Source organism: Frigoribacterium sp. CFBP 13712 (assembly GCF_014842255.1).
Taxonomy (GTDB): Bacteria; Actinomycetota; Actinomycetes; order Actinomycetales; family Microbacteriaceae; genus Frigoribacterium.
The window spans coordinates 392,246-403,674 of the sequence record NZ_JACYVH010000002.1 but is presented as its reverse complement, the minus strand read 5'-3'; the positions used below and the strand labels follow the sequence as shown (position 1 = coordinate 403,674).

Below are 11,429 nucleotides of genomic sequence, written 5' to 3'. Positions count from 1 at the left end.
GTCCATCGGATCGCACGAGTCGTCTGTCCGTTGGCGGGTCTGTCAGGTGGACGGAGGCGCCGGCGTCTACCGTGATGCTCGTGCGTTCAGTGATCCGGTTGGCCAGGGCCAACCCCTCAGCCATCCGGTTCCTCGTGGTCGGCGGCATCGGGTTCGTCATCACCATGGTGATCAACTACGGCCTGAAGCTCTTCGTCATCCCGCAGCACCCGGTCACGGCCCTCGCCGTCGGCACGATCGTCGCGACCGTCGTGTCGTACTGGATGAACAAGAAGTGGTCGTTCGACGATCGCGGTGACCGCCACACGGCGCACGAGATGCTCCTGTTCACGGCGGTCAGCATCGTGGGCATCGGTCTGAACTCGGCCCCCCTCTACCTCTCGCGCTACGGCTTCGGCCTCGGCGTGCCGAACGTGTCGTTCGCCACGCAGGAGGTGGCGGACTTCATCAGCGGCCCGATCATCGGCACGCTCATCGCCATGGTGTTCCGCTACTGGGCCATGAACAAGTGGGTGTTCCCGAAGAGGGCCGACATCGTCGACGTCCTCTCGCCGACGTCACCGTCGACCGGGTCGACGCCGACGCACTGACGAGGATGCGCCTCCCGGGTCGTCAGGAGGCGGTCGACGGGCGTGCGACGGCGTCGAGACCGTCGGCGACCGGCCCCATGGCGTCGGCCATCACGTCGCCGAGCGGGCGACGACCGACTCCCGATCTCGCCCAGTGGGTGATCGCGGCCACCGCGGCGGCCACCAGAGCTGCCGCCGCGGCCTCGTGACCGAGCTCGCCCCGTCGCCCGCCGGAGGCCTCGGCGAGATGGGCGGCGACGACCGACTGCAGTCGCACGACGCGGACGGCCGCCGACGCGACGAGCTCGTCGCCGAGACCCATCGCCTCGGACTGCGTCAACGCCCAGGGCACCCGGGCCGGGTCGTGGGCGCGGCCGACGGCGACCAGCGCCGCCTCGACGCTGCGCACGGGCGGTGATCCCGAGGAGGCGCGGAGCAGCTCCCCGAGACCCGCCAGACTCACGTCGAGGTCGAGCCAGAAGAGGTCGGCCTTCGAGTCGAAGTAGTTGAAGAAGGTGCCCCGGCTGACCCCGGCCCGCTGGGCGATCTGGTCGACGGTCGTCCCCGACCAGCCGTTCTCGAGGAACAGCTCGGCGGCGGCGTCGGCGAGCATCTCGGCCGACGAGCGGCGAGGGCGGCCGATCGGGCGCCGTGACGGGTCTGACATGCCCTCCATCATGGCGGTACACTCGATCGGTGCACTTGTTGGACTCCGTCCATAAACGTGTTCCGCCGTCCCGGTGTCAGCGTCGACGACCGTGACGGCGTCATCCTCACCCGGCCCGCCCCTCCCGATCACCCGGAGTCCCATGCGCACCCGTCTGCCCGCCCTCCTCGCCCTGACCACCGTCGGCGCCCTCCTGCTCGCCGGGTGCACGACCGGCGGCGAGGCCACGGGGTCCGCCACCCCGCGCTCGGGCGGCACCCTCACCTACGCGACGGGCGACGCCGAGCCGACCTGCCTCGACCCGCACGTCGGCGGCAACTACCCCCAGGCCCTGGTCTCCACCCAGTACCTCGAGTCGCTCGTCTCCAAGAACGGGTCGGGCGAGATCGTCCCCTGGCTCGCGACCTCATGGGAGGAGTCCGCCGACGGCCTCAGCTGGACGTTCGACCTCCGCGACGATGTCGTCTTCAGCGACGGCACCCCGTTCGACGCCGCCGCGGTCGCCGCCAACGTCGCCCACCTGCAAGACCCGGAGACCCTGTCGTCGACGGGCTACCTCGCCCTCGGCAAGGTCACCGGCGTCGAGGTCGTCGACGCGCAGACGGCGCGCTTCGACCTGAGCGCCCCCGACAGCGCGCTGCTCGAATCGCTGACGCAGCCCTGGGTCGCGATGGAGTCGCCCGCGGCGCTCGAGCGCAGCCAGGAGGTCAACTGCGAGTCCCCCGTCGGCACCGGTCCGTTCGTGGTCGAGTCGTGGACGAAGCAGGACCGCATCGTGCTCACCCGCAACGACGACTACTCGTCGCCGCCCGCCGACGCCGACCACGACGGCCCCGCGTACCTCGACGAGGTCGTCTGGCGCTTCATCCCCGACTCGGCGGCGCGCTACTCGGCGCTGCAGGCCGGGCAGGTCGACGTCATCGACAACGTCCAGCCCGACACCCTCGTCGCCGCCGAGAAGGACGACGCCCTGGCCGAGATCGACGCGCCCCGCCCCGGCGCCGTGAACCGCATCGAGCTGAACTCAGGCAAGGCGCCCTTCGACGACGAGCGCGTGCGCGAGGCCTTCGTCACGGGCGTCGACGTCACCGACGGCATCGACTCGCTGTTCTTCGGCACCGCCGAGCGCTCGTACTCGCCCCTGTCGAGCGTCGAGCCGCTCGCCTACTCCGACCCGTCGCTGTTCGAGGTCGACGTCGACGCGGCCGGAGCCCTCCTCGACGACGCCGGCTGGACGGAGCGCGACTCCGACGGCTACCGCACGAAAGACGGCGAGCGCCTCTCGCTCGAGTTCCCGGTGAGCACGAACCAGTCGATCCCCGCCGAGCAGTCGCTCTTCGAGCAGGTGCAGGCCGGCGCCCGCGACCTCGGCTTCGAGGTGACGCTCTCCCCCCTCGACCTGTCGAGCTGGTACGGCGCCCTGGCCGCGAACGACTACGACCTCGTGAGCGCGCCTTACACGAAGGTCGGCCCCGACGTGCTGCGGATCCTCTACGACACCGACGGCATCACCCCGGCTCCGAGCGGCTACTTCGCCAACCTCGCCCAGCTGAGCGACCCCGCCCTCGACGACCTGCTGACGCGGGCGTCCGAGACCTCCGACGCCGACGAGCGCGCCGACCTCTACGAGCAGGCGCAGAAGATCGTGCTCGAGAGCTACACCGTGCTGCCCCTCTACGACCAGCAGAACCACTACCTGGCCCGTTCGGCGGTCGCCGGCGTGCGGGCGCTGCCGCCGGTCTCGGCGGTCACGCTGTATGACGCGTACACCGTCGGCTGAGGGTCGGGCCGTCATCCGGTCGTCGACCGGGCAGGAGCCGAGGAGGCGCGGGGTCGTGCCCGCACCCGTCCGGTGGCTGGTCGGTCGCCTGGTCGGGGCGCTCGTCGTGCTCTGGGCAGTGGCCACGCTGATCTTCTTCGCGATCCGGCTCGTGCCCGGCGACCCTGCCGAGGCGATCCTCGGCGGCCCGGGGTCGCAGGCCTCGGCGGAGGCGATCGCCCTGGTCCGCGAGCAGTACGGACTGGACGACCCGCTCCTCCTGCAGTACCTCGCGCAGCTGGGCCGGCTGGCCGTCGGAGACCTGGGCACCTCGTACTCCCTGCGCACCGACGTGGCGGGTCTGCTGCTCGACCAGCTGCCCGGCACGCTGCTGCTCGCCGTGCTGTCGCTCGTGGTCGCGTGGCTGCTCGCCCTGGGCACGGCCTGGTGGGCGACCCTCGGCGGGCGCGTCGCCGGGGCGGTCTCGTCGTCGCTCGAGATCGTCGCCTCGGCGGTGCCGCACTTCTGGCTGGCGGGTGTGCTCGTGCTGGTCTTCAGCACGCAGCTGGGCTGGCTGCCGCCGGTCAGCACCGGCACGCCCCTCGGCCTCGTGCTGCCGGTCGTCACCCTGGCCATCCCGGTCGCCGGGTTCCTCGGGCAGGTGACCCGCGACTCGCTCCTCGACGCGTCGACCGCGCCGTTCGCCCTGACGGCACGGGCTCGCGGCGAGTCGCGGTCGGGACTGTTCCGCCGTCATCTGCTGCGTCATGCGGCTCTGCCGGGGCTCGCGCTCTCGGGCTGGGCGTTCGGCTCGCTGCTGAGCGGCGCCGTCGTGGTCGAGTCGATCTTCGCCCGGCCCGGGCTCGGTCGCACGCTGCTGCAGGCCGTCACGCTGAGGGACATCCCCCTGGTGACGGGGGTGGCGCTCGCCTCGGCCCTCGCGTACGTCGTGGTGGTCGCCCTCGGCGACCTGGCGGAGCGCGCCGTCGACCCCCGGGAGCGTGCCGCATGACCGTGCTCGCCGAGCTCCCCCGACGCCGAGGCCGTGAGCGGGCGGGCGGCGGCTCCCGCGTGAGACCACCGGAGGCGGTGGCCGCGATCGTGCTGACCCTCGTCGTCCTGGCAGCGGTCGCCCCGCAGCTGCTCGCACCGGGCGATCCCCTGGCGATCTCCCCCGCCGACGCCTTCGCTCCGCCGTCGCTCACCCACCCGTTCGGCACGGACGAGTCGGGGCGAGGGATCTGGACGCGCGTGATCCACGGCACCGGCGCCTCCTTGTCCATCGGGGCCGTCGCCACCCTGATCGGCACCGGACTCGGCGTGGCCCTCGGGGTCGCGGCCGGCTTCGGCGGCGGTCGACTGCCGGGGCGTCTCGCCGACGCCGGGGTCAGCCGCCTCCTGGAGGTCCTGTTCGCCCTGCCCGGTCTGCTGCTCGCGCTCGTCGTCATCGCCTTCACGGGGCCGGGCGCCGTGCCCGCGACGATCGCCGTCGGGCTCGCCACCGCACCCGGCTACGCGCGCATCGTGCGCAGTCAGGTCGTGCGGGTGCGCCGCTCGGCGATGGTCGAGGCGGCCGTGGTGCTCGGGAGGCGACCGGGCACCGTCCTGCTGCGGCACGTGCTGCCGAACGCGCTGGCGCCCGTCGTCGTGCTCGCGACGCTGGGTCTCGGGCAGGCCGTCGTCTGGGCGTCGTCGCTCAGCTACCTGGGGCTCGGTGCTCCCCCGCCCGCCCCGGAGTGGGGCGCCATGCTCTCGGCCGGTCGCACCTACTCGACGACCGCCTGGTGGATGACCGTGTTCCCCGGGCTGGCCGTCGTCGTGACGGCCGCGGCCGCGACGGTGCTCGGCCGCGGGCTCGCCCGACGAGGGAGGGACTCCTCATGACCACCGCAGCGCGAGACGGCACGGCGGCGGACGGGCTGGTGGTCGACGGTCTGCGCGTCTCGTTCGGGTCGGCGACCGTGGTCGACGGCGTCTCGTTCTCGGTGGCGCCCGGCGAGTGCGTGGCCCTCGTCGGCGAGTCGGGTTCGGGCAAGAGCGTCACCGCGCGCTCGCTGCTCGGGCTGAGCGGCGGCCGGGTCGACGTCGATCGGCTGACCCTCGGCGACCGCGACCTCTCGACCCTCGACGACCGCGCCTGGCGTCGGGTCCGCGGTGCGCGCATCGGTCTCGTGCTGCAGGACGCCCTCGTCTCGCTGGACCCGCTGCGCCCGATCGGACGCGAGATCGACGACGCCCTCCGGCTGCACACCGGCCTAGGACCCCGGCAGCGTCGAGAGCGCGCCCTCGACGTCCTCGCCGAGGTCGGCATGCCCGACCCCGAGACCCGTCTCGGTCAGCGATCCGGCGAGCTGTCGGGCGGACTGCGGCAGCGGGCTCTCCTCGCCGCCGCGCTCGTCCTGCGACCCGACGTCGTCGTCGCCGACGAGCCGACGACGGCCCTCGACGCCGAGGTGCAGCGCCTCGTCGTCGACCGTCTGGCCGCCCTCCGCGACGGCGGCACCGCCGTCCTCGCCATCAGTCACGATCTGGGCGTCGTGCGGCGCCTGGCCGACCGGGTGCTCGTGATGCGACACGGCGTCGTCGTCGAGCAGGGGCCCACCGCCGACGTGCTCGACTCCCCGCAGGCCGACTACACGCGGCGGCTCGTCGCGGCACTGCCGGGCGGCGTGCCCCGAGGGCGACGCCTGTCGCGGGGCGACGTCGGCGAGGAGCAGGAGGCGCAGGCTCAGGAGGCGCGGGAGGCGGCGATGCAGGAGGCGCGGGAGGCGGCGGCGCAGGAGGCGGCGGCTCCGGTCGACGACGTCGTGCTCTCCGCGGAGGGCCTCCGACGCGTCTTCCCGGCGACCCGCGGGCGGGCGGCCCGGCTCGCGGTCGACGACGTGTCCCTCGAGCTGCGCGCGGGCGAGACGCTCGGCCTGGTGGGCGCCTCCGGAAGCGGCAAGACCACGACCGCGCGCCTCCTCCTAGGGCTCGACGATCCCGACGGAGGTGCGGTGCGCCTCCTCGGGGAGCCCTGGTCGCCCCTGCGAGAACGCGATCGCCGCGCCCGCCGCGCCTCGCTCGGCGCGATCTACCAGGACGCGGCGAGCTCCTTCGACCCCCGCCTGACCGTCGAGCAGCTGCTCGCCGACGCGATCACCGCGGGTCGGAGCCTGCGGACGGCGCCCGTACGGGCCGAGATCGAGGCGCTGCTCGAACGGGTGGGGCTGCCCCCAGGGCTCGCGCCCCGTCGCCCCGCGTCGCTCTCGGGCGGGCAGCGGCAGCGCGTCGCCATCGCCCGCGCGCTCGCCCCGCGGCCCCGCGTCGTCGTCTGCGACGAGCCCGTCTCGGCCCTCGACGTGTCGGTGCAGGCCCAGGTGCTCGATCTGCTCGACGACCTGCAGCGCGACGACGGCCTGTCGTACCTCTTCATCTCGCACGACCTCGACGTGATCGGGCACATGGCCGACCGCGTCGCCGTGATGCACGAGGGGCGCATCGTCGAGCAGGGGCCGACGGCCGACGTCTTCGCCTCGCCGCAGCACCCCCACACGCGGGTGCTGCTCGCCGCCCGCCCCTAGCGCTCGCCCAGAGGGGTGCGGCGGGTCGGTGTCATCGGCGGCGGGTCGGCGCTGACCCGCCCCCGATGACACGCACCCGCCGCACCCGTGCGCCCCGGGCACCCGGGCACCCCTGCACCCGTGCGCCCGGGCAACCGGGCAACCGGGCACCCGTGCGCCCGGGCACACGTGCGCCGGTCAGCCTCGCGGGGCGGCTTCCCCATCGCCGTCCACGCGCACCACGTCGATCGGGCCGGACTGCGCCCACTCGAGCGCCCAGTCCGACTTCGCGACCTCGCTCGACTCGTCGGCGTAGGCCTCGACCAGCTCGCGCGCCTCGACATCGGTCGCGACCGATGGCCCCGAGCCGAGCAGCGGCTCGTTGGCCGTCTCCTTCGTGAACCACACGGCGACGAGGCCGATCACGGCCGCGGCCATCAGGTAGAAGGCGGGGATGTCGTGGGCCCACGAGAAGCCCTTCCCCTCGGCCCAGACGACCAGCGCCTCGGTGGCGAGCGGCGTCGTGCCGCCGAACAGCGAGACCGACACGTTGAACGCGATGGCCAGGGCGCCGTAGCGGATGATCGTCGGGAACAGCGCGGGCAGCGTCGACGGCATGGTCGACGTGAACGTGACGAGCACCAGGCCGAGCACGAGCAGGCCGACGAAGACGAGCGGCGTGCTCTCCGACTGCACGAGCTTGAGGGCCGGCCACGACAGCACCAGGAACCCGATGCAGCCGGCGAACAGCACGGGTCGACGGCCGAACCGGTCGCTCAGGCGCCCGCTGAACGTGATGACGATCATCATCAGCACCATCACGACGATCACGAGCAGCAGCCCCGAGGTCGCGCTGCGGCCGAGCGTGTTGGTGAGGTAGGTCGGCATGTACGACAGCAGCATGTAGTCGGTCACGTTGAACACCAGCACCAGGCCGATGCAGACGATCAGCGCCCGCCAGTTCTCCGCGAAGAGCTTCACGAGCGGCACCTTGACGTGCTCGCGACCGGCGGCCTCCTCCTGCTGCTTCTGGAAGGCCGGCGTCTCCTCGAGCTTGAGGCGCAGGTAGAGCCCGATCAGGCCCAGCGGCCCGGCGATCAGGAACGGGATCCGCCAGCCCCAGGCCAGCAGCGCCTCCTCGCTCATCGCCACCTGCAGGGCCGTGACGAGCGAGGCGCCCAGCACGTAACCGCCGAGCGTGCCGAACTCGAGCCACGAGCCCATGAAGCCGCGGCGCTTGTCGGGCGAGTACTCCGCGATGAACGTGGCCGCTCCTCCGTACTCGCCACCGGTCGAGAAGCCCTGCAGGAGGCGCGCCAGCAGCAGCAGGACGGGCGCCCAGATCCCGATGGTCGCGTACGACGGGATCAGCCCGATGGCGAGCGTGCCGGCCGCCATGAGGATCATCGTGACCGCGAGCACCTTCTGGCGGCCGATCCGGTCACCGAGCGGGCCGAAGAACGCGCCGCCGATCGGGCGCACGATGAACGCGGCGGTGAACGTGCCGAAGGTGAAGAGGATGTTGAGCGCGTCGTTCCCGGGCGGGAAGAACACCTGCGCGATCGTCGTCGTGATGTAGGCGTAGACGCCGAAGTCGAACCACTCCATGGCGTTGCCGAGCGCTGCGGCGCTGACCGCGCGCTTGAGCAGGCCCTCCTCGACGACGGTGACGTCGTCGGTGGTGAGCGATCGCCGGGCGGGTCTCGTGCTGTGCTGCTTCTTGGCGGACATCGGGTGCCTCCAGTTCGTCGGGTGATGGCGTCGACCCCAGCGTCGGCAAAAACGCACCGACACTACCAGTCCTGTCATGTCAGTACCAGTGCAGCGTGCGCACAGGTGCAGAGAGCGCACCCCCGAGGAGGCGCGGATCGCCACGCGTAGACTGATCGGCGTCCCACAACCAGGCACCTCCCCACCGACACGGTGCCGCCCACAGAACCGGAGAGCCAGATGCCGTCAGCGATGCCCGAGAAGCCCGCCCTCGAAGGACTCGAGGCCCGCTGGGGCCAGGTCTGGGAGGACTCCGGCACCTACCGGTTCGACCGCGACGGCGCGACCCGCGCCTCCGTCTTCTCGGTCGACACTCCCCCGCCGACCGCCTCGGGCAGCCTGCACATCGGTCACGTGTTCAGCTACACGCACACCGACGTCAAGGCGCGGTTCGAGCGGATGCGCGGCAAGCGCGTCTTCTACCCGATGGGCTGGGACGACAACGGCCTACCCACCGAGCGTCGCGTGCAGAACTTCTACGGCGTGCGCTGCGACCCCTCGCTGCCCTACGACGCCGACTTCACCCCGCCCTTCGAGGGCGGCGACAACAAGTCCTCGAAGGCCGCCGACCAGGTGCCCATCTCGCGTCGCAACTTCGTCGAGCTGTGCGAGCGCCTGACCGTCGAAGACGAGAAGCAGTTCGAGGACGTCTGGCGCAAGCTCGGCCTCTCGGTCGACTGGACTCAGAGCTACCGCACGATCGGCGACGACTCGCAGGCCATCGCGCAGAAGGCGTTCCTCCGCAACCTGTCGCGCGGCGAGGCCTACCAGGCCGACGCCCCGACCCTGTGGGACGTCACCTTCCGCACCGCGGTGGCGCAGGCCGAGCTCGAAGACAAGGACATGCCGGGCGCGTACCACAAGCTCGCATTCCACCGCACCGACGGGCAGGGCGACGTGCTGATCGACACGACGCGCCCCGAGCTGCTGCCCGCCTGCGTCGCACTCGTCGCCCACCCCGACGACGAGCGCTACCAGGCGCTGTTCGGCACGACCGTCCGCTCCCCCCTGTTCGACGTCGAGGTGCCCGTGGTGGCGCACCACCTGGCGCAGCCCGACAAGGGCTCGGGCATCGCGATGGTCTGCACCTTCGGCGACACCAACGACGTCGTGTGGTGGCGTGAGCTGCAGCTGCCGAACCGCGCCGTGATCGGCTTCGACGGTCGGTTCGTCAGCGAGGCGCCGGCGGCGATCGAGTCCGAGGCGGGTCGCGCCTCCTACGCGCAGCTGGCCGGCAAGACCGTGTTCAGCGCCAAGCAGTCCGTGGTCGAGCAGCTGACCGCCTCGGGCGAGCTGGTCGGCGAGATCCGCAAGATCACGCACCCCGTCAAGTTCTTCGAGAAGGGCGACAAGCCCCTCGAGATCGTCTCGACGCGCCAGTGGTACGTCGTCAACGGCGCTCGCGACGAGCAGCTCAAGTCGACGCTGCTCGAGCGCGGCGGCGAGGTCGCGTTCCACCCCGAGTTCATGCGCGTGCGCTACGAGAACTGGGTCAACGGCCTGAACGGCGACTGGCTGATCTCGCGCCAGCGCTTCTTCGGCGTGCCGATCCCGGTCTGGTACCCGCTCGACGGCGACGGCAACCCCGTCTTCGACGAGGTGATCGTGCCGAGCGAGGCGCAGCTGCCCGTCGACCCGTCGTCCGACACCGCGCCCGGCTACGACGAGTCGCAGCGCGGGGTCCCCGGCGGGTTCCAGGGCGAGCTCGACGTGATGGACACCTGGGCGACCTCGTCGCTCACCCCGCAGCTGGCCGGCAAGTGGGAGGCCGACCCCGAGCTGTTCGACCTCGTGTTCCCGTACGACGTGCGCCCCCAGGGGCAGGACATCATCCGCACCTGGCTGTTCTCGACGATGCTGCGTGCGCAGCTCGAGGGGGGCACCGTCCCGTGGCGGAACGCCTCGATCTCGGGCTTCATCGTCGACCCCGACCGCAAGAAGATGTCGAAGTCGAAGGGCAACGTCGTCACCCCGGCCGCGATGCTCGACGACCACGGCTCGGACTCGGTGCGCTACTGGGCGGCCTCGAGCCGTCTGGGCACCGACGCGGCGTTCGACCCGCAGAACCCGAAGCAGATCAAGATCGGCCGCCGACTGGCGATCAAGGTGCTGAACGCCGCCAAGTTCGTCTACTCGTTCGAGCTGCCCTCGGGCGAGCACTCGGTCACCGAGCCGCTCGACCGCGACCTGCTCGCCACCTTCGCGTCGGTCATCGAGACCGCCACCGAGGCGCTCGAGGGCTACGACCACGCCCGAGCGCTCGAGACGACCGAGAAGTTCTTCTGGACCTTCTGCGACGACTACCTCGAGCTGGTCAAAGAGCGCGCCTACGGTGCGACGACACCGGCCGAGCAGGCCTCGGCAGTGCTCGCGCTCCGCACGGTGCTCGAGGGGCTGCTGAGACTGCTGGCGCCGTACCTGCCGTTCGCGACCGAAGAGGTCTGGTCGTGGACGCACGACGAGTCCATCCACCAGGCGGCGTGGCCGACCGTCGCCGAGCTCGGCCTGTCCGAGGGCGAGTCCGCGACCGGGCTGGTCGGGCTCGTCGGGCAGGCGCTGATCTTCGTGCGCCGGGCGAAGTCCGATGCGAAGGCCTCGCAGAAGACCCCCGTGTCGACGGCCGTGATCACGGCGCCGGCCGCTCAGCTGGCGCTGGTCCGCCTCGCCGCGGGGGATCTCGCGGCGGTCGGCAAGATCGCCGATCTGACGTTCGCCGAGGGCGACGAGCTCGCCGTGGGTGACATCGTGTTCGCCGAGCAGCCGGCCGACACGTCCGCTGCGGCACCGGCGGCGGGCGCCTGATGCAGCTCGGTACGCGGTGGAGCGTAGGAGGCGCGGCGCCGGCCGACCTCGACGCTCCCGTCCTCGGGGCGATCGCCTCCGTCGAACGCGAGCTCGCCGAACAGGGCGTCGATGCGTCGACCTGGCGCTGGACGCTCACCTGGCTCGAGCGTCGCCCCGTGGTCGAGCTCGACGACGGCACGGTCATCCGCGTCGACGCCGTGACCGGCGAGGCCCACGTGCACGAGCCCGCCGACGACGAGGACTAGCCCGCCCCTCCTCCAGTCGAGGAGACACGACACGCCGCTCACCTCTCGAGGTGAGCGGCGTGTCGTGACTCT

The 11,429-nt window shown here is 72.0% G+C and carries 9 protein-coding genes; 7 read left to right on the top strand and 2 right to left on the bottom strand.

Annotated elements, in window-relative coordinates; genetic code table 11:
- The first annotated feature begins 80 nt into the window (after positions 1-80).
- Positions 81-590, top strand: a complete 510-nt coding sequence (locus IFT51_RS05510) for a GtrA family protein (protein ID WP_197981795.1) — start codon at positions 81-83, stop codon at positions 588-590.
- A 22-nt stretch (positions 591-612) separates the two neighbouring features.
- On the opposite strand, the gene IFT51_RS05505 is transcribed toward IFT51_RS05510, so the two are convergent.
- The gene (locus IFT51_RS05505; RefSeq protein ID WP_244636931.1) at positions 613-1,236 is read right to left on the bottom strand and encodes a TetR/AcrR family transcriptional regulator; all 624 of its coding nucleotides are present in this window, start codon (positions 1,234-1,236) and stop codon (positions 613-615) included.
- A 142-nt stretch (positions 1,237-1,378) separates the two neighbouring features.
- On the opposite strand from IFT51_RS05505, the gene IFT51_RS05500 reads away from it, so the two are divergent.
- From IFT51_RS05500 to IFT51_RS05485, 4 genes are read left to right on the top strand one after another with little or no spacing between them, the layout of a single operon-like run.
- Positions 1,379-3,016: an ABC transporter substrate-binding protein gene (locus IFT51_RS05500; RefSeq protein ID WP_192059985.1), complete on the top strand. Its 1,638-nt coding sequence runs from the start codon at positions 1,379-1,381 to the stop codon at positions 3,014-3,016.
- Between the two features lie 55 nt (positions 3,017-3,071).
- Positions 3,072-4,007 (top strand): ABC transporter permease, encoded by a 936-nt coding sequence (locus tag IFT51_RS05495; protein ID WP_371740696.1) that lies wholly within the window; start codon positions 3,072-3,074, stop codon positions 4,005-4,007.
- Positions 4,004-4,879, top strand: a complete 876-nt coding sequence (locus IFT51_RS05490) for an ABC transporter permease (RefSeq protein WP_192059981.1) — start codon at positions 4,004-4,006, stop codon at positions 4,877-4,879. The genes IFT51_RS05495 and IFT51_RS05490 overlap by 4 nt, the downstream gene beginning before the upstream one ends.
- Positions 4,876-6,558: an ABC transporter ATP-binding protein gene (locus tag IFT51_RS05485; RefSeq protein ID WP_192059979.1), complete on the top strand. Its 1,683-nt coding sequence runs from the start codon at positions 4,876-4,878 to the stop codon at positions 6,556-6,558. Before IFT51_RS05490 ends, IFT51_RS05485 begins: the two co-directional genes overlap by 4 nt.
- Before the next feature lie 177 nt (positions 6,559-6,735).
- Here the strand turns inward: IFT51_RS05485 and proP are convergent, their stop codons facing one another.
- Positions 6,736-8,268, bottom strand: a complete 1,533-nt coding sequence (gene proP / locus IFT51_RS05480; protein WP_192059977.1) for a glycine betaine/L-proline transporter ProP — start codon at positions 8,266-8,268, stop codon at positions 6,736-6,738.
- Between the two features lie 231 nt (positions 8,269-8,499).
- On the opposite strand from proP, the gene valS reads away from it, so the two are divergent.
- On the top strand, positions 8,500-11,109 hold the full coding sequence (gene valS / locus IFT51_RS05475) for a valine--tRNA ligase (RefSeq protein WP_192059975.1): 2,610 nt from the start codon (positions 8,500-8,502) through the stop codon (positions 11,107-11,109).
- The gene (locus IFT51_RS05470) at positions 11,109-11,357 is read left to right on the top strand and encodes a hypothetical protein (protein ID WP_192059974.1); all 249 of its coding nucleotides are present in this window, start codon (positions 11,109-11,111) and stop codon (positions 11,355-11,357) included. Before valS ends, IFT51_RS05470 begins: the two co-directional genes overlap by 1 nt.
- The last annotated feature ends 72 nt before the right edge of the window (positions 11,358-11,429 follow it).